General features: G+C 69.5%; 23 protein-coding genes. 6 read left to right on the top strand and 17 right to left on the bottom strand.

The window, feature by feature from the left end:
* Nucleotides 1–11: 11 nt before the first annotated feature.
* On the bottom strand, nucleotides 12–773 hold the full coding sequence (locus FXO18_RS08550; RefSeq protein WP_149360635.1) for a thioesterase II family protein: 762 nt from the start codon (nucleotides 771–773) through the stop codon (nucleotides 12–14).
* A 49-nt stretch (nucleotides 774–822) separates the two neighbouring features.
* Nucleotides 823–1059: a DUF167 domain-containing protein gene (locus tag FXO18_RS08545; protein ID WP_149360634.1), complete on the bottom strand. Its 237-nt coding sequence runs from the start codon at nucleotides 1057–1059 to the stop codon at nucleotides 823–825.
* A gap of 129 nt (nucleotides 1060–1188) precedes the next feature.
* Here FXO18_RS08545 and FXO18_RS16165 point away from each other — a divergent pair, with 129 nt between their 5' ends.
* A complete protein-coding gene (locus FXO18_RS16165) occupies nucleotides 1189–1323 on the top strand; it encodes a hypothetical protein (protein ID WP_268884925.1) in 135 nt (44 codons plus the stop codon).
* A 43-nt stretch (nucleotides 1324–1366) separates the two neighbouring features.
* On the opposite strand, the gene FXO18_RS08540 is transcribed toward FXO18_RS16165, so the two are convergent.
* From FXO18_RS08540 to FXO18_RS08530, 3 genes are all read right to left on the bottom strand, one after another.
* Nucleotides 1367–4657: an error-prone DNA polymerase gene (locus FXO18_RS08540; RefSeq protein WP_149360633.1), complete on the bottom strand. Its 3291-nt coding sequence runs from the start codon at nucleotides 4655–4657 to the stop codon at nucleotides 1367–1369.
* Between the two features lie 628 nt (nucleotides 4658–5285).
* Nucleotides 5286–6848 (bottom strand): DNA polymerase Y family protein, encoded by a 1563-nt coding sequence (locus FXO18_RS08535; protein ID WP_149360816.1) that lies wholly within the window; start codon nucleotides 6846–6848, stop codon nucleotides 5286–5288.
* A gap of 34 nt (nucleotides 6849–6882) precedes the next feature.
* Nucleotides 6883–7638, bottom strand: a complete 756-nt coding sequence (locus FXO18_RS08530; protein WP_187774253.1) for a hypothetical protein — start codon at nucleotides 7636–7638, stop codon at nucleotides 6883–6885.
* A 250-nt stretch (nucleotides 7639–7888) separates the two neighbouring features.
* Between FXO18_RS08530 and FXO18_RS08525 the strand changes: the two genes are divergently transcribed.
* Nucleotides 7889–9106, top strand: coding sequence for a serine/threonine-protein kinase (locus FXO18_RS08525; protein WP_187774252.1), 1218 nt, complete (start codon nucleotides 7889–7891; stop codon nucleotides 9104–9106).
* 22 nt (nucleotides 9107–9128) lie between these two features.
* Here the strand turns inward: FXO18_RS08525 and FXO18_RS08520 are convergent, their stop codons facing one another.
* The gene (locus FXO18_RS08520; RefSeq protein ID WP_407936450.1) at nucleotides 9129–9773 is read right to left on the bottom strand and encodes a response regulator; all 645 of its coding nucleotides are present in this window, start codon (nucleotides 9771–9773) and stop codon (nucleotides 9129–9131) included.
* Complete coding sequence (locus FXO18_RS08515; RefSeq protein WP_149360814.1) at nucleotides 9770–11047, bottom strand: ATP-binding protein; 1278 nt, start codon at nucleotides 11045–11047, stop codon at nucleotides 9770–9772. The genes FXO18_RS08520 and FXO18_RS08515 overlap by 4 nt, the downstream gene beginning before the upstream one ends.
* 138 nt (nucleotides 11048–11185) lie before the next feature.
* Here FXO18_RS08515 and FXO18_RS08510 point away from each other — a divergent pair, with 138 nt between their 5' ends.
* From FXO18_RS08510 to FXO18_RS08495, 4 genes are all read left to right on the top strand, one after another.
* The gene (locus tag FXO18_RS08510; RefSeq protein ID WP_149360630.1) at nucleotides 11186–12523 is read left to right on the top strand and encodes a PspC domain-containing protein; all 1338 of its coding nucleotides are present in this window, start codon (nucleotides 11186–11188) and stop codon (nucleotides 12521–12523) included.
* Entirely contained in the window at nucleotides 12516–12746 is a 231-nt protein-coding gene (locus FXO18_RS08505) for a tetraspanin family protein (protein ID WP_149360629.1), read from the top strand. The genes FXO18_RS08510 and FXO18_RS08505 overlap by 8 nt, the downstream gene beginning before the upstream one ends.
* 99 nt (nucleotides 12747–12845) lie before the next feature.
* A complete protein-coding gene (locus FXO18_RS08500; protein ID WP_187774250.1) occupies nucleotides 12846–14426 on the top strand; it encodes a BCCT family transporter in 1581 nt (526 codons plus the stop codon).
* A gap of 250 nt (nucleotides 14427–14676) precedes the next feature.
* A complete protein-coding gene (locus FXO18_RS08495) occupies nucleotides 14677–15606 on the top strand; it encodes a hypothetical protein (protein ID WP_149360628.1) in 930 nt (309 codons plus the stop codon).
* Nucleotides 15607–15835: 229 nt separating this feature from the next.
* Here FXO18_RS08495 and FXO18_RS08490 read toward each other — a convergent pair whose 3' ends face one another.
* From FXO18_RS08490 to FXO18_RS08445, 10 genes are all read right to left on the bottom strand, one after another.
* On the bottom strand, nucleotides 15836–16747 hold the full coding sequence (locus FXO18_RS08490) for a phosphatase PAP2 family protein (RefSeq protein ID WP_149360627.1): 912 nt from the start codon (nucleotides 16745–16747) through the stop codon (nucleotides 15836–15838).
* 40 nt (nucleotides 16748–16787) lie between these two features.
* Complete coding sequence (gene guaA / locus FXO18_RS08485; RefSeq protein WP_149360626.1) at nucleotides 16788–18359, bottom strand: glutamine-hydrolyzing GMP synthase; 1572 nt, start codon at nucleotides 18357–18359, stop codon at nucleotides 16788–16790.
* 56 nt (nucleotides 18360–18415) lie between these two features.
* Complete coding sequence (locus tag FXO18_RS08480; protein ID WP_149360625.1) at nucleotides 18416–19681, bottom strand: MFS transporter; 1266 nt, start codon at nucleotides 19679–19681, stop codon at nucleotides 18416–18418.
* Nucleotides 19678–20130 carry a GntR family transcriptional regulator gene (locus FXO18_RS08475; RefSeq protein WP_149360624.1) on the bottom strand — a complete coding sequence of 151 codons (453 nt, stop codon included), beginning with the start codon at nucleotides 20128–20130 and terminating at the stop codon, nucleotides 19678–19680. The genes FXO18_RS08480 and FXO18_RS08475 overlap by 4 nt, the downstream gene beginning before the upstream one ends.
* A complete protein-coding gene (locus FXO18_RS08470) occupies nucleotides 20127–20996 on the bottom strand; it encodes a hypothetical protein (protein WP_149360623.1) in 870 nt (289 codons plus the stop codon). The genes FXO18_RS08475 and FXO18_RS08470 overlap by 4 nt, the downstream gene beginning before the upstream one ends.
* A gap of 143 nt (nucleotides 20997–21139) precedes the next feature.
* A complete protein-coding gene (locus tag FXO18_RS08465; RefSeq protein WP_149360622.1) occupies nucleotides 21140–21382 on the bottom strand; it encodes a hypothetical protein in 243 nt (80 codons plus the stop codon).
* Between the two features lie 98 nt (nucleotides 21383–21480).
* On the bottom strand, nucleotides 21481–21927 hold the full coding sequence (locus FXO18_RS08460) for a DUF4383 domain-containing protein (protein ID WP_149360621.1): 447 nt from the start codon (nucleotides 21925–21927) through the stop codon (nucleotides 21481–21483).
* A 30-nt stretch (nucleotides 21928–21957) separates the two neighbouring features.
* The gene (locus FXO18_RS08455) at nucleotides 21958–22380 is read right to left on the bottom strand and encodes a ChaB family protein (RefSeq protein ID WP_149360620.1); all 423 of its coding nucleotides are present in this window, start codon (nucleotides 22378–22380) and stop codon (nucleotides 21958–21960) included.
* Between the two features lie 27 nt (nucleotides 22381–22407).
* Nucleotides 22408–23235 (bottom strand): SDR family oxidoreductase, encoded by an 828-nt coding sequence (locus FXO18_RS08450; RefSeq protein ID WP_149360812.1) that lies wholly within the window; start codon nucleotides 23233–23235, stop codon nucleotides 22408–22410.
* 40 nt (nucleotides 23236–23275) lie between these two features.
* Nucleotides 23276–23509 (bottom strand): hypothetical protein, encoded by a 234-nt coding sequence (locus tag FXO18_RS08445; RefSeq protein ID WP_149360619.1) that lies wholly within the window; start codon nucleotides 23507–23509, stop codon nucleotides 23276–23278.
* Nucleotides 23510–23565: the final 56 nt, after the last annotated feature.

Below are 23565 nucleotides of genomic sequence, written 5' to 3'. Positions count from 1 at the left end.
GCGGGCAGCGCCTATCCGCCGATGAGGGTGGCGATGTTCTTGGCGACGGCCTCGGTCTGCTCATCGAGGTAGAAGTGCCGCCCCGGGAAAGTGACGAGGTCGAACGGACCGGTGGTGTGGCGGGCCCATTCGCGGGATTGCTCGACGGTGACGGTGGGATCGTCGTCCGCGACGAAGACGGTCAGCGGGCAGTCGAGCGACGGGGTAGCTGACTGGTAGTGGTAGGTCTCGACGGCCTTGTAGTCATTACGCACCGAGGGCAGCACCATCTCGGCGATCTCGGGCACCTCGCGAAGGATCTGCACGCTCGCGGGATCGTTGGCGAGCCGCTCGAGCTCGGTGATGAGATCCGCATCAGTGGCCTTGTGGAACGCGGTGTCGCGCGGATGATGCGGTGGGATGCGGCCAGAGATGATGAGGTGGGCGGACGCGGCGCCACGCTCGTGGAGCGCGCGGGCAGTCTCGAAGGCCACGCTCGCGCCCATGCTGTGCCCGAACAGCGCGAGTGGCCGACCAACGCTGCGGGAGGCTGTGATCGCCTCGGCGATGGCGCTGGCCATGCCCTCGATGGTGTCGATCATGGGGTCGTCGAGGCGGTCCTGCCGTCCTGGGTATTGCACCGCCGCTACCGCGATGCCGGGCGCGAGCTCCTTGGCAAGGCCGTGGTAGGCGCTGGCGGACCCGCCGGCGGGCGGGAAGCACACCAGGTCGGTGCGGGGCGTGCCCGGAGTGGTCTTGAAGGTGCGCAGCCAGGGGGAGCTCGCGAATGCCATGCGGTGTCCTCGGGGTGGTCGTGCTGGTATGGGTCTATCCGGCATCACTCTAGCGGTGCCCGGGAACGTCGATAACAAAGCGCTTGCGTCGTGAGGTGGCGCCCTTGAGCAGGGATACAGCGCCCCGCCGCACCCCGAAGTGCGCGGCGAGGGCCTCGATGGCAGCCTTGTTGGCCTTGCCCTCCACCGCGGGCGCCCGCACGAATACGACGAGTACTCCATCCTCGCCGGTCTCGACGAGGGGCCCCTTGGTGCTGTTCGGCTTGATATACGCGTCGATAATCATCGGTCGGTGGTGTTCCGCTCCTGCTGGGCCGGGCACGGCGCTAGAATTCCGGGCATTCCACGGATCATTCTGGCAGCAGCAGTTGCCCGGCCAGCATTGATGGCGGCAGCATCGACATAGGGGGCGCTCGTGTTCTTTCCCTTCACTCCGGACCAGGCCTTCCAGCTCGGCCAGCACCTTGCCTGGTTCCTGTGCGAGATCGGCCCGGCACTGTTCCAGCCTTGCTCGGGGCCGGTTCCGTTCGTGCCGTTCCCCTTCCCCTGATCCCTTCGTGACTCTGGTCCTGGACCACCTGCGGGAGCCCGCTTCACTGGAAGTCCCGTGAGCGCGTGGCCGCCATGCGCAGGTCCAGCGCGTTGAGCTGGTCAGCGATGATCGTGGCGGTCCCCTCGGCATTCTGGATGATGCCGCGCACCAGCAATGCGGTAGAGGTGCGGGCGAGGACCCGGTAGCGCTTCCACAATCCCGGCGAGCACAGCACGTTCACCAATCCGGTCTCATCCTCGAGGCTGAGGAACGTCACGCCCCGCGCGGTGGCGGGACGCTGCCGGTGGGTCACGGCTCCCGCGACGAGGATGCGTTGCCCGTCCGGCACCGCGAGCAGCTTGTCGGCGGGCGTGACGCCGAGCGCGTCGAGATGCTGGCGCAGGAACTCGGTCGGGTACTGGTCCGGGGTGATGCTCGTGGCCCAGGCATCGGCGGCGGCAAGCTCGAGCGCGCTCATGCCCGGCAGCGACGGGGTCGTGGCGACAACCGTCCCCGGCAGGTGTCCGCCCGTCGCGCGCGCGGCCGCGCCAGCGCCCCAGAGCGCTTCCCGGCGGTCTAGCCCGAGGCCCGCGAATGCCCCGGCCGTGGCGAGGGACTCCAGCTCGGCGGTGGACAGGCCCGCGCGGCGGGACAGTTCCTCGAGGTCCTGGTAGGGACCGTGCTGCTGCCGCTCCCGCACCAGCGTGGCCGCGGTGGCGGTACCGATCCCCCGGACCGCAGCGAGCCCGAGCCGCACCTCGGTGCCCTGCTCCTCGAGGGTCGCGTGCTCGAGGCTCGCGTTGATATCGGGACGGTGCACGCGCACCCCATGCCGGCGGGCATCCGCGACGAGGGACTGCGGCGAGTAGAACCCCATCGGCTGGGCACGCAGCAACGCCGCGCAGAACGCTGCGGGATGGTGCAGCTTGAACCATGCCGAGTAGAAGACCAGCGCGGCGAAGCTCTGCGAATGGCTCTCGGGGAAACCAAAGTTGGCGAAGGCACGCAGCTTCTCGTAGATGCGGTCGGCGGTGGCGCCGGTGATGCCATGCAGCTCGCGCATGCCGTCGTAGAAGCGGGCGCGCAAGCGTTCCATCTTCTCCGGGGACCGCTTGGACCCCATCGCGCGACGCAGCTGATCGGCCTCGGCGGTGCTGAATCCCGCGATGTCCACCGCGATCTGCATCAGCTGCTCCTGGAACAGCGGGATGCCGAGCGTCTTGCCGAGTGCTTTCTCCAGGGCTGGGTGATCGTAGGCGACCGGCTCGGCACCATTGCGGCGCCGGATGTACGGATGCACCGAGCCGCCCTGGATGGGACCAGGACGGATGAGCGCCACCTCCACGACCAGGTCGAAGAAGGTGCGCGGCCGCAGCCGCGGCAAGGTAGCCATCTGGGCGCGGGACTCCACCTGGAACACTCCCACCGAATCGCCCTGGCACAGCATGTCGTAGACGGCGGCCTCGGCGAGATCGAGGCGGGCCAGGTCGACCGTGATGCCCTTGTGCTCGGCGAGGAGATCGATGGCGTAGTGCAGCGCCGAGAGCATGCCCAGCCCCAGCAGGTCGAACTTGACCAGGCCAGCGGCGGCGCAATCATCCTTGTCCCATTGCAGGACGCTGCGGCCGGGCATGCGCGCCCACTCCACCGGGCACACCTCGGCGATGGGACGGTCGCAGATCACCATGCCACCGGAGTGGATGCCCAGGTGGCGCGGATAGCCCTCGAGCTGCGCGGCAAGCTCCAGCACCGGGCGGGGAATACTGGATTCCGCATCCACGCGCACGCCATGCCAGCGATCCACCTGCTTGCTCCACGCGTCCTGGGACCCTTGCGGGAAGCCCAGCGCCCGGGCCGCGTCGCGCACCGCGGACTTGCCCCGGTAGGTGATCACGTTGGCCACCTGGGCAGCGTGGGTGCGGCCATAGCGGGCGTAGACATACTGGATCGCTTCCTCCCGGCGGTCCGACTCGATGTCGAGGTCGATATCAGGGGGCCCGTCCCGCTCCGGGGCGAGGAACCGCTCGAACAGCAGTCCATTGGTCACCGCATCAACGTTGGTGATGCCCAGCGCGTAGCACACCGCCGAGTTCGCGGCCGAGCCCCGCCCCTGGCAGAGGATGCCGTGGCCGCGGCAGAACCCGACGATGTCATGCACGGTGAGGAAGTAGCCAGGGAAGCCGAGCTGCTTGATCACCCGCAGCTCATGCTCGATCTGCCGGTAGGCCCCCGGATGGCCAGCGGGCGGCCCATACCGCTCGCGCGCCCCGGTCATGACGAGCTCGCGCAGCCAGCTGTCCTCGTCGTGGCCCTCCGGGACCGTGAATGGGGGCAGCCTCGGCGCTATCAGCCTCAGGTCAAACGCGCACTCGTGCCCGATCTCGGCGGCCGTGGGCACCGCCTCCGGGTAGTGCGCGAACAGGTGCGCCATCTCCTCGCCCGGCCGCAGGAAGCCCTGCCCCGCCGGGGGCAGCCAGCCGGAGACCTCATCGAGGCTCGACCTCGCCCGGATCGCCGCCATCGCGTGCGCCAGACGACCCCCGGACGGAGTGGCGTGGTGCGCGGCTGTGGTGGCGACCACCCGCAGGCCGTGCGCGCGGGCAAGCCGGTACAGGGCATCATTGCGCTCGTCGTCATCGGGCAGGCCATGCCGGGTCAGCTCGACGGCCACATGCTCACGGCCGAACAGCTCGACGAGCTCGCGCAGCGCTACCTCCGCGGCCGAGGGCCCGCCCCGCTCCAGCGCTGCCCGCACATGCCCCTTGCGGCAGCCCGTGAGGATCTGCCAGTGCCCCCCGGCAGCGTCGGCGAGGCCCGCGAGGCCGAAGCGTGGGGTGCCCTTGTGCCCGCCCTCGAGGTGCGCGGCGGCGATACAGCGGGAGAGCCTGCGGTAGCCCTCCGCGCCCCGCGCGAGAACCAGCACGTGCGCCCCCGGCGGATCCGGGCTGCCCGTGCGCGGCTCGCTCGTGCCCACGGTCAGCTCGGCGCCATAGATCGTGCGCAGCCCCAGCTCGCGAGCGGCCTCGGCGAAGCGCACCACCCCGTAGAGGCCGTTGTGGTCCGTGATGGCCAGTGCATCGAGCCGCAGCCTGGCAGCCTGCTCCGCCATCTCCTCCGGGTGGCTCGCGCCGTCGAGGAAGCTGAACGCCGTGTGGGCATGCAGCTCCGCGTAGGGCACCGTGGCCGGGCTGGATTCCCCCTCTCGGGGAGGCGCGGCATAGGGCTCGCGGACGCGGGACCAGGCCGGGCTATCGTTCCCATCCCCGGGGTGATCCGCCTCCCGCGGGTCCGGGCGTCCGGAGAGGATCCGCTCCAGCTCCGGCCATGACGGCGGGCCATCGGACCATCCCATGCGCGCCCCTTCCCCATCAAGAAACCGGCCCTACTACGACGCTGGGCCCATCACGACGCTGGGCCCACTACGACGATGGCGCGGGGGAAGGTGACGCGCCACGAGCAGTATAGAACATATGTTCGATCAAGCGGGAGAAATGGGAAGGATGCGAGGTTCTGGCGCTGCGGCCCCTTAGCACTCGCTAAGAATTGCCCTGTCTTCCTAGGACAACGCGGCCCTCGATGGCCATACTGGCACCACCGGACATGCCCCCTTGCCGATACCCAGCAGGGCCAACCACGAGAGGACGCCACCATGCTCCCCGACATCTCGCAGATCGATGCACTGGTACGCGACTGGATCTACAACAACCTCGGCCTGACCCTCGAGGCGCTCCAGCTGTTCCCGAACATCCCCTGATCCTCGCGGGCAGGAGCGTCCCCCGCCGCGCGCTCTGCTATGCCTCTGCGCGCCATGCCTCTGCCGCAAACGCGATAGAAACCGCCCCAGCACCAGGTCGATTTCTATCGCGTCTAGCGGTTTCCGGTGCTTTTGCCGAAGATCGACCGCCACGCACGCCCTAGATCACCAGCGCGGCAGTCCAGCAGCCCAGCGCCCCGGCCCTGGATCGGCAGCCCCCCGCCGGTCAATCCCAGATGCCTTCGATGGCCCACTCCTGGCGGTTGCTCACCAGCAGATAAGCGCGGCCAGGGTGGGTGATCACCTGCAGCCGGGCGGCGCGCTGCCCGGCCTCGGAGTCCCACCACTCCTCGTCCAAGCACCAGGGGCCCGCCCAGGCAATGATCCGGGACGACATTCCCTGGTCGCGGAGGAAGCCGGGCACGGCGGTGAGAATGCCCCGCCCGGTGACATGGATCGGCGTGCCCGCGCCATCGAGCAGGTGCACCGGCCTCGGCGGGTCGGGCAGCCATGCAGGAGCAGGCGGGGGCAGCACTCCCGGCCAAGGCGCTCCTGGTGGGCGGATGATGAGCTGTTGCTCTCCATGCGGACTGGTGGTGATGCGTGCTCGGTGCGCGCGCCCGCCCTGGGTGGCGGGGGCCTGGACGGCATCGCCGCCGAGCAGCGCCTGGACGCGCACTACCGCGCGCCGGGCGCGTTCCTCGCGGGCCCCGGCCTGTCCCCATAGCCCGAGCTGCAGCCCGCTGGCGGTGACTACTTCCACCGGTTCGAGCCGCAGGGTGGTTATTCCCCCGGCAGGACCGGCTGCGTGCCCGGCATCGCGGCGGGAGAGCCAGCCGTCGAGCTGCCACCGGATCCGGTCCGCCGTGCTCTCGGGAGTGAGGGGCTGCGCGCAATGCCAGGTGCGCTCGTGGCTGGCGCCTTCCGCGGCGCGGGCTTGCACTCGCAGCCTGGTGCAGGCGACGCCGATGGCGGCAAGCTTTCCATGCAGCTCGGTGGCCAGGGCCCGCCCGGCGAAGGCGGCCGAGTCGATCCGCTCGATCGGCGGGTCATAGTCGTGCTCGATCTCGAGCCCGGGCGGCGTGGGCAGGCCTGAGGGCGGCCGGTCCGGCTCGCCGCGGGCGCGGCGGTGTGCGGTGATCGCGTCGTTGCCGAACCGGGATGCCACGTGCCTGGCGGATAGTGCCGCGTAGTCACCGATGGTGCGGATGCCGAGGCGGTGCAGCAGGTGGACGAGCTCGTGCCGGTCGGGGGCCGAGAGCGAGGGCTCGGCGGCAAGGTCGGTGATGGGCAGGCCAGCGAGATAGTCCCGGTCAGCGCCCGGGGGCACGATCCGGCCCTGGCGCGCGGCAAGGACGGCAGTGAGGATCCGGTCGGCGATACCGGTCTGGCACTCGTGCCCGGCCCGGGCGGCAGCATCAACGAGCGCCTCCGCCGCCGCGGTCTCGCTGCCGTAGTACCGGGCAATGCCATGCAGGGAGAGCACGAGCAGGCCGGGGCGCAGGATCTCCCCGCGGGGAGCGATCCCGTCGAGCTCGGCCAGGACCGGCTCGAAGGCGCGCGCATCACGCTGGGCGTCCTCGGCGGCGATCCGCACCCCGGGGCAACGGGACTGCGCCTCGCGGCGACGGATGCCTCGCCGCACTCCCTGCGCGCGGGCGGTAGCGGTGCATGCGGTCACCCGGTTTCCCGCCACCACGGCAAGCGGGGCATCCGCGGCCAGTCCCGCGTCGGCGAGGGCCGCGAGCGCGGGCCAGTCGGGGAACCAGATCGCGAGGATCCGCCCCATCGGCGCGGCCTCGGTGGGCATCCCGTTCCTCGCGTCATTCATCGGGGCTGCTCCAGCGGACCAATCGGTCCTGGGCAGTGCCTCGCGCCGCCACGGAGAGGCAGGCTGGCACCGATCTCGGTGGCGAGCCACGCCGCTGGACGGTGATGAGCAGCTCGAGGGAGCGCAGCCGCCCCTTGCCCCGGCTGACCCCCGCATACCTGCGCACGTGCGCCGCGACGGTCGTGCGCGCCCCTGGCCACTCCGTGCCCAGCACCGCGAGGACGGTCTTCTTCCCGCGCAGCCGAGCGTTGAGCGCGCGCGCCCGCGCAGGGGCGACATCGAGGCTTCCTGGACCGAGGACCACCAGGTCCATGCCCTCGAGCAGGACGGAGATGATCTGGGCGGGATCCCGCCCCGGACGCGGGATCAGCGCGATGCGGCGCAGGTCCGCCCCCATCTCGGCGGCCGCCAGCAGCCCGAGCTCGGGCAAGCCGAGCAGCGCGGCATGGCCACCTGCCCGGGTCACCTCGGCAAGGACGCCCATCAGCACCAGCGGCGTGCCGGAGAACAGGCAAGCCGTGCCATGAGCGAGCCCCCCTCCCGGCATGGCTTCCCGCAGGGGCGCTGGCACCGGCAGCGTTCCCTGCTCGACCATTCCTGGAACTTGCTCCCGCAGCAGGGCCAGGCGGTGCGCGCTGGAGGAGGCGCTGTGCATCCGGGCCGCCGGGGCAGGCCCTCGCCCGCCCAGGGCAGAGCTGGCTGGCCCGCCCGCGCCAGTTCCTGCCGCCTCCAGCCGACCAGCTCCCATGGCTTCCCTCCATCCGGATCTCGGCAACACGAACCACACGGCACAGGACCATGCGACACGGGTTGCCAGTCGCAGCGGGGAAGGCGCAACCGCATCAAGCACGTACCGCATCGAACACATGTTCGATTACTATCGCGCGAGCCTACCAGATGCCTCCGGGCCCCCGGCACCGTCACGGGCCGGCACTATCTTGGTCACGGTTTGGCCCAGGGTCTTCGCAGAACGCCTTGGCGCCACTACCTTCGGGGGAATGACGAACCTGGAACAAGCTCGACGCGGCGCTGGGTCCGGCTCCCTCATAGCTGGTCGCTACCGCCTCCGTTCCAGGCTGGGCGGCTCCAGCCTCTCCTCGCCGTGGCTCGCCAAGGATCAGCTCCTTGACCGCGACGTGGTTCTCAAGCCAGCCGTGAGCATCCCCGGCCTGCCACCCCAGATGATCGCGGCTGCCCGCCAGCGCGCGCTCCGCGACGGCAGCGCAGCGGCCCGGCTCTCCCATGCCAGCATCGTCACCCTGTATGACGTGGCGCTCGATAGGGACGAGCCGTGGATGGTGATGGAGCACATCCCGTCCATCGGCCTGACGCAGGCGCTCGAGCTGAGCACGCGGCTCACTTCCTTGATGGTGGCCCAGCTCGGCGCGCAGCTCGCGGACGCGCTCGCGACCGCGCACCGCGCCGGGTTGCTGCATCGCGATGTCCATCCGGGCAATGTGCTGATCACCAATGGCCGCCAGCCGGGTCGGGTCAAGCTCGCCGGGTTCGGCCTCGCCCACCCCGCTGATGCCGGGTTCGGGCACCTCAACGTCATTGGCACCCCCGGCTACCTCGCTCCCGAGGTGGCCCGCGGCGAGGATGCCTCGCCCGCCTCCGACGTGTTCTCGCTCGGCGCTACCTTGTACGCCACGCTCGAGGGCTGCTCCCCGTTCGGCCCCGACAATGATCCCGTGGGGCAGCTCAACCATGCTGTCAGCGGCACCATCCGTCCCCCGCGCCGCGATGGCGCGGCAGCAGCCGTGGTGCGCCGCATGCTCGACCCCGATGCCGCGCACCGGCCCACCATGAGCGAGGCTCGCGACGCGCTGGCCCAGATCGCGGCCGGGGACGACAACAACACGCGCTTCGTGCTGACCGCCCCCCTGCAGGTGGCCCCGGGCGAGATCCCGCCGTGGCAGCGGCGCAGCCTCTCCAGCCCTGCCGCCGGAAGCTCCTCCAGCGTTGTCGCGGCGCGGCGCGCTCCCCAGTCGGCGCCGCTCTGGTCGGGCAGCACCGGTTCCCCCATCGGCGAGCCGCGGTTCAAGCCCCGTCCGTTCATCCCCGAGCCCGAGATCGTCGAGTACCAGGAGTATGACGAGAACGAGCTCGCGGACCTGATGAGCACCCGCAAGCTGTCGCTGATCGTCGCGCTGATGCTGCTCAGCCTCGGGTTCGGCGCTTCGGTGATCGTGGGGATCATCGTCAGCCAGATCTAGCGGCCCCCGCCCGGGCGCGCCGCTAGCCGACGATGTGCCGGCGGTGCGCCCAGCGGGTCAGGGCGTTGCGGTTGGATTGCTGTGTCTTGCGCAGCACGTTGGAGGCGTGCGTCTCGACGGTCTTGATAGAGATGAACAGTTCCTCGGCGATCTCGCGGTAGGTGTAGCCGCGGGCGAGCAGGCGCAGCACCTCGAGCTCGCGCGGGGTGAGCGAGTCCAGCTCGGGGTCCAGCGGCGGCTCCGGCAGGGGCGAGCGCCCGGTGAACGAGTCGAGCACGAATCCGGCGAGCCGGGGGCTGAACACCGCATCGCCGCCCGCGACCCGGCGCGCGGCATCGGCGAGCTCGCTGCCGGAGATGGTCTTGGTGACATAGCCGCGCGCACCGGCACGGATGACCGCGATGACATCCTCGGCCGCATCGGAGACGCTCAGGGCAAGGCACACCGGCCCATCGTCGATATCGCGCAGCACGGTGATGCCACCGCCGTCGGGCATGTGCACATCGAGCAGCACGACGTCGGGGCGGGTGGAGTTGATGCCACGGATGGCATCGGCCACGGTGCCGGCCTCACCGACGATCTCGATGTCCGGCTGGGTCGCGAGCTCGGCGCGCACCCCGGAGCGGAACACGGCATGGTCATCGACGAGGAATACCCGCATCGTCATGGTTGCTTCTCCTTGTCCTGCCCGCTGTTGCCCGGATTGCTGCCGGGAACTGATTGTGACCCGGCGCCGGCGCCATCGCCAACGGCGAGGTCATCAGTGCCGGTGGTGTCCTCGCGGGGAACGAACAGCCGGACCTCGGTGCCCCGGCCGGGGCGGGTGCGGATCTCCACGGTGCCGCCCTTGCGCTCGATGCGTTGCTGGATGGAGCGGGCGAGCCCCTGCCGGTCCGCAGGCACCGCGCCGGGGTCGAATCCCGTGCCACGATCACGGACGAAGACACTCACGCGCTCCTCCTCGACCTCGGCATACACATCCACCGCACTCTCCCCCGAATGCTTGGCGGCATTGACCAGCGCTTCCCTGGCCGCGCCGAGCAGGGCGCCGTAGACCGGGGAATCCCGCAGCGGAACATCCCCGACGGTGACGGTCTCGATAGTAATGCCGTAGTGGTCCTCGACATTGCCGGCAAGGTATTTCAGCGCGGCGGCGAGACTGTCATGGCTGGCCTCCTCCGCATGGAACAGCCAGCGGCGCAGCTCCCGCTCCTGGCTGCGCGCGAGGCGCTGCACCTCCTGCGGGCTGTGCGCCTGCTTCTGGATCAGCGCGAGGGTCTGCAGCACTGAATCATGCAGGTGGGAGGCGATCTCGTCACGCTCCTCGGTGCGGATGCGGGCGGCGCGCTCCTCGTTGAGCTCATGCCACAGCCGCACCCAGAGCGGCACGGTCAGCAGTGCCACGCCCACCAGCGTCACCACGACGGCCATCAGGGATGAGCGCAGCGCGCCCAGATCGACCTGGCCGATCCAGATGACGGCAAGGCCGAGCACGACGAGGCTGATACCACCGACCACCCGGGCCCAGGTGGTGGCGGAAAGGCGACGCGGGGATCGAGGCGCCGTGGTATCGAGCTCGCGCCACACCAGCCCGGCACCCGCGATGGCCACGAGGATCGGCACCAGCACTGACCCGAGGGGGCCGCTGGAGAGCATGCCGAACAGCAGCGCGAGCGCCCCACCGATGGTGGCGAGGCCGAGCGCGCGGCGCCGCTGGGCCCTGGGCATGTCGACATCAGGGCCGCCGGGCCGGGTGACGATCCACAGCAGGCCGTAGAACATGACACCGATCCCGGCCGCGGCACTGGTGAGGACGAACGCGATGCGCACCTTCTGCTCATCGACGCCCAGGTGGTCCGCGAGCCCGCCCGCTACCCCACCGATGACACGTCCCCGCCCACGCCGGTAGAGGACGGGCGTGGTGGGGCCGGGCTGGAGCATGAGGGGCACACCCCGATCCTGGCACGGATCGGCCGCGTCGCACATCAGGGATATCCCCGGGGATACCGGGGAACGGGGGCAAAAGATCAGGGGCATCCCCTGATGCGCGGGAGGCTCCCCCGGGCCGATGATAATTCCATGGCAACGACAACTTTCGGCGATCAGCTGCATGACCTGTGGCGGACCCGCCCTGCCCGGCTCTCCGCCGAGGGCAAGATCGGTGGCGTGTGCGCGGGCACGGCGCACCGCTACCAGGTGGACCCCGCGCTGGTCCGCGTCGCGTTCGTGGTGTCGGCATTCTTCAGTGGCACTGGCATCGTGCTGTACCTGCTGGCATGGCTGTTGTTCCCGAAGGACAATGATGACGTCTCGGGCGGCGAGTCGCTGCTCGGGCGTGGCCGCTCGTCGCAGTCATCCAGCAGCTCGCTGATGCTGGTGGTCGCGCTCGCGATCGCGGTCAGCGTCTTCACCCCCATCGGGATCGCGATGAGCGGCTCGGGCATGGTGAGCCTGGCGCTGATGCTGCTGGGCTGGTGGATGCTCTACCAGCGCACTCCCGTTGCTCCGCCGCTGCCGGTCTCCGCGATCCGGCCAACCGTCGGCGGCCCCGGTTCTCCTGCAATGCCCCCGGCGCCGGGCATGTTCCCGCCACCGTCGGCCACCGGGACAGCTGCTCCCTGGATGCCCCCGGCCCAGGCTCCCGGCCCGAGCGGGATGCCCGTCGCTCCCTCTCCAGGCCCGCACGTCCCCTACCAGCCGACTGACCCCTCTGCTGCAACAGCCGCGGCCGCGGAGCGCACCGAACCACCCTCCTGGGATCCGCTCGGCGTCGCACCGTTCGCCTGGGACCTGCCCGAGCCCAGCAGCGCCGCCGCACCGGTTGTACCCCGCCCGCGTTCCCGCATCGCACCATTCACCCTGGGCCTCGCGATCATCGTGGCAGGCATCCTCACCGCCATCTCGCTGGGAACCGGCGCGGACTGGCTCACCCCCGGCCGCATCGGTGCCATCGCGCTCGCCATCGTCGGCCTCGGCCTGGTCGCCGGATCGCTGCGCGGCACCGGGCATGGCTTGCTCATCGTCGCGGCACCGCTCTCGGTGTTCGTCATCCTCGCCACGCTGCTCGGGCCCGTCGACTGGAGCCGATTCCAGGATGGCGCGGGCGAGCGCAACCATGAGGTCACCGCCCTCGCGGATCCGGTGACCGAGTATCGCCTCGGCGCCGGCGAGCTGATCGTGGACCTGCGCCAGGTCGAGCTCGAGCAGGATGCCACCGTGCGGGCCAGCTTGATGCTCGGGGAGCTCATCGTGCTGCTGCCGCCCGATACCGCCAGCCGGGTGACCTGCTCGGTCCGCATGGGCGAGCTCGCCTGCCCGCCGCCGGGTCTCTCCCGCGACGGCGCCCCCGACGACTCCCCCGTCCTTACTGTCGAAGCATCAGTTCTCGCCGGAAGCATCGAGGTCCGCCATGAATGAGCACCAGACCCGCACCCCCCGCCGCGCCCGGTTCTCGCCCGCGCTCCTGCTGGCTGGCGTCACCGTGATAGGCCTCGCCGTCTGGGCGATGATCGATCCGACATCCGGCGCCGGACCGCTCGCCCTGATCCCCTGGCTGCTGATCAGCATCGCCATCCTCGTCGGGCTGATCCTCATCATTGCCCCCAATGGGACGAGCAAGGACAATCCGCCCCCGGGCTGAGTGACGCGCGCCACGCCCCCCATCACGGGCGTGTGAACAAACCCTGGATCGTGTGCTGCCCCATAGTCATTGCCGCGACACATATCTAGGGTTGCGCGCATGCATCGACTACACGACAGGCTGGGGCTGCGCACGAACCCCGTCATCTTCTTCCTGTCCGCAGCGATCCTCGCCATGTTCGTCACGGCGACGATCGCCTTCCCGGGGCCGGTGGAGAGCTTCTTCGCCGCCGGCTCCGACTGGATCCTCACCAGCCTCGGCTGGTTCTACATCTTCGGAGTGACCTCGTTCGTGGTCTTCCTCCTCTGGATGGCCCTGAGCCATTTCGGCTCCGTGCGGCTCGGCGATGACGACGAGCAGCCCCGGTACCCCACGCCCGTGTGGTTCGCGATGCTCTTCGCCGCCGGAATCGGCACCATCCTCATGTTCTGGGGCGTCGCCGAGCCCATCAGCCACTTCGCCAACCCGCCGATGCGCGACGTCGAGCCGGAGAGCACCGAGGCGGCCCGCGAGGCACTGACCTTCACGATGTATCACTTCGCCCTGCACACCTGGGCGATCTTCTGTCTGCCCGCGCTCGCGTTCGCCTACTTCGCGTTCAAGCGGAAGCTGCCCCTGCGCGTCAGCTCGATCTTCCACCCCATGCTCGGCGACAAGATCAACGGTCCCATCGGCCGCGCCATCGACATCCTCGCCGTCGTCGGCACCATCTTCGGTGTCTCCGTCTCCATCGGCCTGGGCACCCTCCAGGTGAACAGCGGACTTGCCCGCCTCGTCGGACTGCCGTCGAACACCTTCACCCAGCTCATCATCCTCGCGATCATCACCACCATCGCGGTGATCTCCGTGTCCCTGGGCCTCGACAAGGGCATCAAGTGGCTGTCCAACATCAACATCGTGATGGCCATCGGGCTGCTGCTCTTCGTGCTCGTGCTCGGACCGACCCTCTTCCTCATGCGCGGCACCATTGAGTCCGCCGGCTCGTACCTCAGCTCCGTCGTCGAGCTCGCGTTCTGGAACGACACCTTCGGCGACACCGGCTGGCAAGGCGGCTGGACCGTCTTCTACTGGGCGTGGACCATCACCTGGGCGCCCTTCGTCGGCATCTTCGTCGCCCGCATCTCCCAGGGCCGCACCATCCGGCAGTTCGTCCTCGGCGTCCTCGGCCTGCCCACCACCTTCAGCATCATCTGGTTCGGCATCTTCGGCCTCGCCTCCTTCGACATCGAGTTCAATCGTGGCGGCGGGCTCGTCGAGGAAGTCGTCGAGCAAGGCGACATCCCCGGCGCACTGTTCGCCTTCCTCTCCCACTACCCGCTCGGCACCGTGATGTCGCTCTTCGCCATCCTCATCGTGGTCATCTTCTTCACCACCTCCATGGACTCCGCGGCGCTCGTCACTGACATGCTGTGCACCGGCGAGGACGAGGTCGGCCCCACCCGCCAACGCGTCTTCTGGGCCATCACCACCGGAGTCATCGCCGGGACACTGCTCGCCTCCGCAGGCGGCAGCGGGCTCGACGCGCTGCAACAGGTGATCATCGTCGTTGGCCTGCCGTTCTTCATCATCGCCTTCCTGATGATGTACAACCTCTGGCGCGCGCTGCGCCACGATGTGACTCCCCCGCCCGCGCTGCGCACCCGGCAATGGGTGCCGCAGATGCACTCCAGCCCCCGGTAGCTGGCTGGCTGATGGCTGGCTGGCGGTGCCGGCCCCGCCACCCGCACCCCGCGCCGCAAACGCGATAGAAACTGCCTCGATCCCAGGTCGATTTCTATCGCGTTTGGCCGTTTCCAGTGCTTTTGGCCGACTGCGCCTCGGTGGCGCCGACCGCCGCCGAAGCCCCAGCCGCCTGTGGACAGATTCCGCGCTATCCACAGGTCAGGAACGCTCCAGCCGCAGTGGCGCGATCCAGCGGCATGATGCCCACATGAGGAATACGCACCCGCATCGGCACCTGCTGATCCGCTCGCCACGAGGCCCTGGCACGCGGGGGCTCGTGCGGCTGAGGCGCGACTGCTTCGTCGAGCGAGAAGCGTGGGAAACACTCTCGGTCGAGGACCAGCACGTCGCCCGAGCGGTGGATGTGCATCGTTCGCTGCGCGGCGGCGGAACCGTGATCAGCCATGCCTCGGCCGCGGCACTGTGGGGCCTTCCTACGTGGGGCAGCACCTTGTCGCGAGTCCATGTGACGCGCGCGGGCAGCAGCGGTGGTCGCATCGAGCAATCTCGCCACCTGCATATCGATGCGCTCGACCCGCTGGATATCACTTCCCGTCATGGCATCGCGGTGACTACTCCCGCGCGCACCGTTCTCGATGTAGCGCGCACCAGTGGCATCGAGGCCGGGATAGTCACGGGTGACGCTGCTATCCACAAGAAGCTCGCGAGCATGGCTCAGGTGCGCGAGTGCCTGGATCGGTTGCCGCGCCGCAAGGGCATCCATTGGGCTCGCGATGCGGTCGGGTTGATCGACGGGCGCAGCGAGAGCGTGGGTGAATCACGCAGTCGGCTCGTGCTCAAGGATGAGGGGCTGCCGCCTCCGGTGCTGCAACCACTGCTGTTCGATGAAGGTGGCGCGCTGATCGGTCGTGGGGATTTCCTGCTCGAGGAACGCGTGGTCGGCGAGTTCGATGGGCGCATCAAGTACGGTGCTCTCCTCCGGGCGGGCGATCATCCTGGTGACGTGGTGTTCCGTGAGAAGCTGCGCGAGGATGCGATTCGCGATGCAGGCTGGACGGTGGTCCGCTGGACGTGGGCGGATCTCGCGGATCCAGCTCGACTCGGCGAGCAGGTGCGCCGAGCGATCGAGCGTGCCCGCCGGTTGCCCGCGCCGCGGGGAACGTGGCGCCCGTCATGAGCACCGGTGCGGCCGGCTAGCGGCTGCCAGCCGCAGGCCACCAGCAAGTCCCGCGGGGCCACCCGCCGCAAACGCGATAGAAACCGCCTCGATCCCAGGTCGATTTCTATCGCGTTTGGCTGTTTCCAGTGCTTTTGGCCGACCGCGCCCGCGCCGACCGCGCCCGCGCCGCCGATGGTCCCCGGCCGACCGCGCCTCGGCGCCGCCGAAGCCCCAGCCGCCAACCGGCCTACTTCTCGGCGATGTCCACGCGCCGCCAGGTCCACCAGAAGAGGAGGAAGGCGAGGCCGGAGCTTCCGGCGGCGAGGGAGTGCAGGGCGAGGTACATGTTGTAGTCGAGGGTGGCGTCGGGCACTGCGGGGACATCGCTCAGGGCGAGGAGCAGTGCACCAATAAGAAGCGTGGCGATGGTGGAGAGCGCGATGGGGATGACGACGAAGATGATGCGCAGCGGGTAGCGCCCGGCGGTGACGTGCATGAGGGAGCCTCGGTGAACGAGGGCGGCGGTGACGAGGCAGGCGACGCCGAGGGTGATGAGGTTCGCGCCGAGGACGTCGCTGAAGCGGTGCCATTTGGAGGTGAGGGTGTGGGCGCCTATCGCGACGGCGTAGGAGGCGGCGAAGAACATGGCGACGCCGCGCCAGCGGAAGGGCACGACGATGAGCAGCGCGAACAGGATCGATGCGGCGATGGTGGTGTGTCCGCTGGGGAAGCTGTTGCTGGTGTAGGGGCCGGTCACTTCGATGAGCTCGGGCCGCTGGAGCACGAGCCGCTTGAGCACCTGGGTGATCATCGAGGACGCAATGATGATGGTGCTCGCGGCGATGGCGAGGTCGGGGCGCTTGCGGGCTAGCGCGATGAGCACCACGAGGACGGAGGCGACTGCGAGCGAGGTGACGGTGATGGCGTCGAGGGCTGCGTCGGACTCGGCGACGAGCGCGGCATCCACTTGGTCGGCGCCGCGGAGGGCAGCGTTCTCGATGCGCTGCCCGGTGGTGGTGAGCACGAGCGCCGCGAATGCCCCAGCGGCCCCGGCGAGGGCGAGAAGGCCGAGCGCCCACCAGCGTGCAGCACTGGCGAGGGGTGGCCCGGTGACGTCGCGGTTGCGGGCGGGCGGCACCGCCAGGGTCGCTGGTGTCATGGGCGCTACCCTAGCGCTGGTGCCGTCCGCGCGGTGTCCGTCATTCCCATTCGATGGTGCCGGGCGGCTTGCTGGTGATGTCGAGCACGACGCGGTTGACCTCGGCGACCTCGTTGGTGATGCGTGTGGAGACTCGCTCGAGGACCTCGTAGGGCACGCGGGTCCAGTCGGCGGTCATGGCGTCCTCGCTGCTGACGGGGCGCAGCACGATGGGGTGGCCGTAGGTGCGACCATCGCCTTGCACGCCCACGCTGCGGACGTCGGCGAGGAGCACGACGGGGCATTGCCAGATCTGCTTGTCGAGCCCGGCGCTGGTGAGTTCCTCACGGACGATGGCATCGGCGTGGCGGAGGGTGGCGAGCCGGTCGGCGGTGACTTCCCCGATGATGCGGATGGCGAGGCCGGGTCCGGGGAAGGGCTGGCGCTGCACGATCTCCTCGGGGAGGCCAAGCTCGCGGCCCACGGCGCGCACCTCGTCCTTGAACAGCAGCCGGAGTGGCTCGACGAGGGCGAACTGCAGGTCCTCGGGGAGGCCGCCGACGTTGTGGTGGCTCTTGATGTTGGCGGTGCCGCTGCCACCACCGGATTCCACGACATCCGGGTAGAGGGTGCCCTGGACGAGGAACTCGACGGTGTCGCCGTGGGAGGCGTTGTCGCCGAGGACCTCGGAGATGGCGCCCTCGAAGGAGCGGATGAATTCGCGGCCGATGGTCTTGCGCTTGGTCTCGGGGTCGGATACCCCGGCGAGCTCGCGCAGGAAGGTCTGCTCCGCCTCGATGGTGACGAGACGGGCGCCGGTGGCGGCGACGAAGTCCTGCTCGACCTGCTGCCGCTCCCCTGCCCGCAGCAGCCCGTGGTCGACGAAGACGCAGGTCAGCCGGTCACCGATGGCGCGCTGCACGAGCGCGGCCGCGACGGCGGAGTCGACGCCGCCGGAGAGGCCGCAGATCGCGCGTCCGTCACCGACCTGCTCGCGCACCTGCTCGACGAGCGCCTCGGCAATGTTCGCGGCGGTCCAGGCGCCGGGGATGCCGGCGATCTCATGGAGGAACCGGGACAGGACCTGCTGCCCGTGCGGCGAGTGGAGCACCTCGGGGTGGTATTGCACGCCGGCGAGCTTGCGGTCGCGGTCCTCGAACGCGGCGACGGGAGCGCCCTCGCTGATGGCGGTGACCTCGAAGCCCGCGGGGGCCTCGGTGACGGCATCGCCGTGGCTCATCCACACTGGCTGCACCTCGGGGAGGCCGTCGTGGAGCAGGCCACCGCGCACGGTGAGGTCGGTGCGGCCGTACTCGCGGGTGCCGGTGCGGGAGACGGTCCCGCCGAGCGCCTGGGCCATGGCCTGGAATCCGTAGCAGATGCCGAACACGGGCACGCCGAGGTCGAACAGGGCGGCGTCGAGCGCGGGCGCCCCGTCCTCGTACACGCTGGAGGGGCCGCCCGAGAGCACGATGGCGCGGGGCTGCTTGGCCGCGATCTCCGCGATGGTGGCGGTGTGGGGCAGCACCTCGGAGTAGACGCGGGCCTCGCGAACGCGGCGGGCGATCAGTTGCGCGTACTGGGCGCCGAAGTCGATGACAAGGACGGGGTGTTCCTGGACAGCATCAGTCACCCGAACAGTGTAAGCGGCCCCGGCGTGTGCTCCGTACCGCCGGGGCGGGCGGGCGCTCAGCCGCGGCGGACGCGGTATCGCACGAACGCGGGGAACGCGAGCGTGGCGGCGATGATGCCGATGATGACGAGCACGCCTCCCCCGGCGGCGGCGGCCGCGGTGCCGACCATCGCTGCGGCAGCGCCGTGCAGGGCATCGCCGATGCGTGGCCCGCCCGCGACGACGACGATGAACACGCCCTGGAGGCGGCCGCGCATCTCGTCGGAGGCGATCTCCTGGAGCATGGTGGAGCGCAGCGCGGCGGAGAACATGTCGGCAGCACCACCGAGGGCGAGGAAGCCCAGCGCGAGCCACAGGAACAGGCGTGGGCCGCCAAGGGGCGCGAAGGCGATCATGAGCCCGAACCCGGTCATCGCGATGCCCCACACGAGGATGCAGAGGAGCACAGCGCGGCCTTGCCGCTCGATGCGGGAGAGCCAGCCGGAGAAGACGCCGCCGAGCACGGCTCCGGCGGAGATCGCGGCGAACAGCATGCCGAGCACGAGGCCGCCGCTCACGGGATCGCCGAATGTCTCGTGGGCGATCTGCGGGAACAGCGCGCGCGGCATCCCGGCCACCATGGCGATGATGTCGACGACGAACGAAGCGAGGAGGATGCGCTGGGTCGCGAGGAACGCGAAGCCTTCGAATACTTGCGCGAACCCGGCCCGGCGCGAGGTTCCGGTGGGTGGCAGGCGCGGCAGCATGAAGGCGGCCCACAGTGTGGCGAGCAGGGCGATCGCGTCGATCAGGTAGAGGGTGGGGAGCCCGAGCACCGGGATCATGGCTCCGGCCATCAGGGGCCCAGCGATGGCGCCGAAGTTGAACACCATCATGTTCAGCGCGTTGGCGGCGGGGAGCTGGTTGCCGGGCAGCAGCCGCGGGATGATCGCGGACCGGGTGGGCTGGTTGATGGCGAAGAATGCCTGCTGGAGGGCGAGCAGGCCGAGGATGAGCCAGACGTTGTCGAGGCCGGCGGCGGCCTGGGCCCAGAACGCGATGGCGGTGAGGACGAGGCCGCTCGTGGCGAGGATCATGAGCAGCCGCCGGTCCATGACGTCGGCGAGCGCCCCGCCCCAGAGCCCGAAGATGACGAGCGGGACGAGCGCGAAGATCCCGGCGAGGCCGACGTAGGCGGAGTTCTGGGTGATCTGGTAGATCTGCACCGGCACCGCGACGATGCTGAGCTGCGCGCCGATGACGGTGATGACGCCTGCCGTCCACAAGCGGCGGTAGTGCTGGTTGCGCAGGGGCGTCACGTCGGCGAGCAGTCCTCGGCTCATTGCTGCCTCTCGTCGTCGTGGCGCGCTCTCCGTCCCGCGGGTGTCCCCCAGGCTTGCGCGAGGGCCTCGATGGCGTCGGTGAGCGAATGTCCACTGACGGCGGCCGTGGCCGCGTAGTCACGTGCTGCGCGGGCAAGGCGCTCGTCGGCCCATTCGCCGCTCGGCGCCTTGCCTCTCGGTGGGTTTCCGGGGGGTGCAACATCGCGGTGCGCGACGCGTGTTCCCGCTCCGCGACGGGTTGTGACGTAGCCCTCGCCCTCGAGCTGCTTGTAGGCACGAGCGACGGTGCCGGGCGCGAGTCCGAGGTCGCGCGCGAGCTGCCGCACGGGCGGGAGCCGGTCCGCTTCCGAGAGCGCGCCGCGGCGGATGTGCCCGATGATCTGGCGGCGGAGCTGCTCGTAGGGCGGGGTGGGGTCGGTGGTGTCGATGGCGAGGTACGCGTCATTCATCGCGTTTCCCTGGTGCGCGGCGAGAGGGGCGCGAGCAGCACGGCGAGGCACCAGATGGCGAGGATCGCGGCGCCGATCTGCGTCGCGATGAGCGCGGGGACGAGGATGCCCGGCCAGGCCGGGGCGCAGGCTACGCCTTGCTGCATAGCGGGGACGCTGCGCAGGGCCGCGGCCATGATGAGGCTGTATCCAGCGAGGGGCACGGCGGTGGCGAGGCCGGCCGCAGCGATGATGCGGGAGGCCGAGCGGTGGCGCTCGGCAGTGTCGGTGCCGGGGTCGAGGCTCGTGGGCGGGCGGTGCGTGAGCGCCCACAGCCCGATCGCCGAGAGGACGATCACGGCGCCGAGGGCTTCGGCGAGGGGCACCGTGTAGAACGTGCCGGGCCATGGGGACACCCTGCCGGCGATCAGCTCGCCGCATCGATACACCAGGGTTCGGCTTTGACGGCCGAGGTCATCGCTCGATGCGGTACGTGCTCCCAGGACCATGAGGACGCCGAGCAGGAGGACGCTGGCGAGAACGGCTCCGGTGAGCGCTGGTGGCAGGTAGCGCCGGGGCGCGCGCGCCGTGAGGCTCGCGGTCCGGACCGGACCGCGCGGGCGCCGGGCACTGACCTCAGCGGCGATGACGCCGCCGAGGACGGCGAGGGTGAGCACGGGCGCGGCGAGCGCGGGGCCGCGGCCGAGGGTGGCGGTGGTGCTCACCCACGAGGCCGCAATGATGCCGACCGTGATCCCTGACCAGAGGAAGAGCCGCGGGCGCAGGAACGGTCGTGGGTGGATGCTGGTGCTGGTGGCGCGCGCGGCGGTGGTGATCAGGATGAGGCTGAGCAGGAATATGCACAGCACGAGCGGTGCGGCGACCACGAGAACCCCCTTGTATCAAGCAGTTGATACAAGGGTGACGGTGGTGGGCACTCGTGTCAAACGATCGATGCGAGCGGAGGAGCATCCGCGCGGAAAGGACCGCCCGCGCATCCAGCGCGAGCGGTCCCAGGAGGGCAGAACGCCTAGCGGTTCAGGCGGGCGGCAAGGAGTTCCTTGCCCTCCTCCGCTCCCTTGCGGCTTTCCTGCTGGGCGCGGCGGAACAGGTCACGGAGCTCGGTGTCGCCGTCGCGCTCCGCGTCCTGGGCGTACACCTCCATCCGCACGGCATTGCTCAGGCATGCCTCGGTGAACCAGATCAGGTCATAGTTCCTGTCACGGGTGCCGCTGACGGTCCCGGTCTCGGCTTCTCGAACGGCATCGGTCATGGGTGATGCGCTCCTTTCCACTCATGGGAACCATGTGCCTCATTGGGCTTCCACTTGAGTCCTGGGCTAAACATCCTTGGCAGGATGTTGTGGCCGGGTCATCGGCTCGGACGCAGCGGCACCAGTCCGAGGACCATCAACCCGATGCCCAGGCCCAGATGAAGCCAGTTGTCCGCGTGGTTGAGGGGAACGAAATTGGCCTCGCTGTCGAGATCGATGACCAGCCCGTACACCGTCAGCGCGAGGTAGATGATGCCGCCACCGACGAGGTAGAGGCGGGCACCGATCGCGCGCATCGCCATGAGGATCCCCGCCACGCCGAATGCCAGGTGCACGACGTTGTGCAGGATCGACACGGCGAAGATGCCAAAGAGGTAGGCATCGCTCTCGGGGCCTGCAGCGGGCAACTCGGCCACGTCCGTAGTGGCCCAGGGAATGAATCCGAGGACTCCCACGGCGACGAAGGCGATGCCCACGGCTAGCGCGAAGAGCTGCCGGAGGCGCGAGGAGGAGAGGTCGCTCTCCTTATGGGAACCGAGTTTCATGATGTTCCTCCGTGCTCAGCCCGGGCAGCCCTAGTCCTCCCGGGCAGCCCTGGTCTCCCGATCGTTTGCTTTCTCGATGGCCGTGACAAGCTCTGCCTTGCGCATGGTGGAGCGCCCGTGGATGTCGAGGCGGCGGGCGATGCGCATCAGCTCGTCCTTGGTGGCGTTCGCATCGACCCCTCCATGTGTCGATGCATCCGGGTCGCTGCTATCGCGGGCACGCTCATCGGAGGGCCCGCGGTCCTGCTTCGCCTCCCACTTATCCCCCACCTTCTGGAAGGTGCGCTTGAGCGCGTCGTACGCCACCCGGTGGGCGCGCTCCTCGCTGCCATACTCCGATATCGCGGAGTCGTAGGCCTTGGCGAATGTCCGTTGCGCCTTCGCGCTGGAGCGCTTGAGGGTGCTGGGGAGCTCGCTCTTGCGGGCGCTGCCCGATTTCGTTGTCTTCGGCATTAGGGGTCTCCACCTCCTGGGGATCGGCTACCCGGGCAGCGTCTCGCCGCCGATCGGGGCAAGCACCTCGCCCGAGTAGTACGAGGACAGTTTGCTCGCGGCGAAGAAGACGAAGGAGGGCGCGATCTCGTCGGGCTGGGCGGCCCGGTCGTAGGGGGCTTGCTCGCCGAAGTCCTCGACCGCCTCCTCGGGAAACGTCGCGGGGATCAAGGGGGTCCATACGGGCCCCGGGGCCACGCAGTTCACCCTGATCCGGCGCTCCATCAGGGATTGCGCAAGGGAGTAGGTGAGGGCGAGGATGCCGCCCTTGGTGGCCGCATAGTCGATGAGGTGCTTGTTGCCGCGCAGGCCGTTGATGGAGGAGGTATTGATGATCGCGCCGCCGTCAGGCATGTGCGCGAGCGCTGCCTTGGTGATGTAGAAGATGGCATCGAGGTTGACGGCGAAGGTATGGCGCCATTGCTCGTCGCTGATGTCCTCGAGCTTCTCCACTGGCATCTGGTATGCCGCGTTGTTCACCAGGATGGAGATGCTGCCGAGCTCGTTGGCGGCGTCCGCCACGAGGCCGCGGCAGGCGCTGGCATCGGTGAGGTCGACGGCCTTGTGGAAGGACTTGCGTCCTTCTGCCTCGATCAGCTCGGCGGTGCGGCGCGCGTCATCATGCTCGCAGAGGTAGCCGATGGCCACGTCGGCGCCTTCCTTGGCGAGCGCGATGGCGACCGCGCGGCCGATGCCCGAGTCACCGCCCGTGACCAGGGCTGTTTGCCCAGCGAGCAGGTCGCGCCCGACGTAGTCGCGCATCTCGTCCCTCGGCGTCGACGGCATCTCGCGCGTGCGGCCCGGGTAGTCGATCATGGGTTCGTCCACGGGGACTCCTTGTCACACTGGCTTGTGGTCAGGCGCGGATGGCCGAGCGGTCGATGCCCGCTTCGCGCGCGCAATGGGCGCAGCAGTACTGGCGCTCGCTGGCTTCCACGCCATGGCCGATGATGCGGCAGCCGCAATGCTCGCAGCGCGGCGCCATCGCCTCGATGGCGCACTCGAAGCTGTCGAACACGTGTGTTTCCTCGCCCCGGCTCACGGTCAATGGCTTGTCGTACGCATTGCCGCAGGTCTCGCACTTGTCCATGGGAACTCCTTCGCGGTCGTCCCGGGTGGTCAGCAAACGTCGGGCTACCCGTGGCA

The sequence above is a fragment of the Lolliginicoccus suaedae genome (assembly GCF_008312885.1).
In the GTDB taxonomy this organism is placed as follows: domain Bacteria; phylum Actinomycetota; class Actinomycetes; order Mycobacteriales; family Mycobacteriaceae; genus Lolliginicoccus; species Lolliginicoccus suaedae.
The sequence above is the reverse complement of the archived record's forward strand: the minus strand, read 5'-3'. Positions and strand labels throughout refer to the sequence as shown.

What these genes read in the sequence shown, in the direction of transcription:
- FXO18_RS08550 (WP_149360635.1), bottom strand. Translation starts at nt 773, where the DNA reads ATGGCATTCGCGAGCTCCCCCTGGCTGCGCACCTTCAAGACCACTCCG.
- FXO18_RS08545 (WP_149360634.1), bottom strand. Translation starts at nt 1,059, where the DNA reads ATGATTATCGACGCGTATATCAAGCCGAACAGCACCAAGGGGCCCCTC.
- FXO18_RS08540 (WP_149360633.1), bottom strand. Translation starts at nt 4,657, where the DNA reads ATGGGATGGTCCGATGGCCCGCCGTCATGGCCGGAGCTGGAGCGGATC.
- FXO18_RS08535 (WP_149360816.1), bottom strand. Translation starts at nt 6,848, where the DNA reads ATGGGGCGGATCCTCGCGATCTGGTTCCCCGACTGGCCCGCGCTCGCG.
- FXO18_RS08530 (WP_187774253.1), bottom strand. Translation starts at nt 7,638, where the DNA reads ATGGGAGCTGGTCGGCTGGAGGCGGCAGGAACTGGCGCGGGCGGGCCA.
- FXO18_RS08525 (WP_187774252.1), top strand. Translation starts at nt 7,889, where the DNA reads ATGACGAACCTGGAACAAGCTCGACGCGGCGCTGGGTCCGGCTCCCTC.
- FXO18_RS08520 (WP_407936450.1), bottom strand. Translation starts at nt 9,773, where the DNA reads ATGACGATGCGGGTATTCCTCGTCGATGACCATGCCGTGTTCCGCTCC.
- FXO18_RS08515 (WP_149360814.1), bottom strand. Translation starts at nt 11,047, where the DNA reads ATGCTCCAGCCCGGCCCCACCACGCCCGTCCTCTACCGGCGTGGGCGG.
- FXO18_RS08510 (WP_149360630.1), top strand. Translation starts at nt 11,186, where the DNA reads ATGGCAACGACAACTTTCGGCGATCAGCTGCATGACCTGTGGCGGACC.
- FXO18_RS08505 (WP_149360629.1), top strand. Translation starts at nt 12,516, where the DNA reads ATGAATGAGCACCAGACCCGCACCCCCCGCCGCGCCCGGTTCTCGCCC.
- FXO18_RS08500 (WP_187774250.1), top strand. Translation starts at nt 12,846, where the DNA reads ATGCATCGACTACACGACAGGCTGGGGCTGCGCACGAACCCCGTCATC.
- FXO18_RS08495 (WP_149360628.1), top strand. Translation starts at nt 14,677, where the DNA reads ATGAGGAATACGCACCCGCATCGGCACCTGCTGATCCGCTCGCCACGA.
- FXO18_RS08490 (WP_149360627.1), bottom strand. Translation starts at nt 16,747, where the DNA reads ATGACACCAGCGACCCTGGCGGTGCCGCCCGCCCGCAACCGCGACGTC.
- FXO18_RS08480 (WP_149360625.1), bottom strand. Translation starts at nt 19,681, where the DNA reads ATGAGCCGAGGACTGCTCGCCGACGTGACGCCCCTGCGCAACCAGCAC.
- FXO18_RS08475 (WP_149360624.1), bottom strand. Translation starts at nt 20,130, where the DNA reads ATGAATGACGCGTACCTCGCCATCGACACCACCGACCCCACCCCGCCC.
- FXO18_RS08465 (WP_149360622.1), bottom strand. Translation starts at nt 21,382, where the DNA reads ATGACCGATGCCGTTCGAGAAGCCGAGACCGGGACCGTCAGCGGCACC.
- FXO18_RS08460 (WP_149360621.1), bottom strand. Translation starts at nt 21,927, where the DNA reads ATGAAACTCGGTTCCCATAAGGAGAGCGACCTCTCCTCCTCGCGCCTC.
- FXO18_RS08455 (WP_149360620.1), bottom strand. Translation starts at nt 22,380, where the DNA reads ATGCCGAAGACAACGAAATCGGGCAGCGCCCGCAAGAGCGAGCTCCCC.
- FXO18_RS08450 (WP_149360812.1), bottom strand. Translation starts at nt 23,235, where the DNA reads ATGATCGACTACCCGGGCCGCACGCGCGAGATGCCGTCGACGCCGAGG.
- FXO18_RS08445 (WP_149360619.1), bottom strand. Translation starts at nt 23,509, where the DNA reads ATGGACAAGTGCGAGACCTGCGGCAATGCGTACGACAAGCCATTGACC.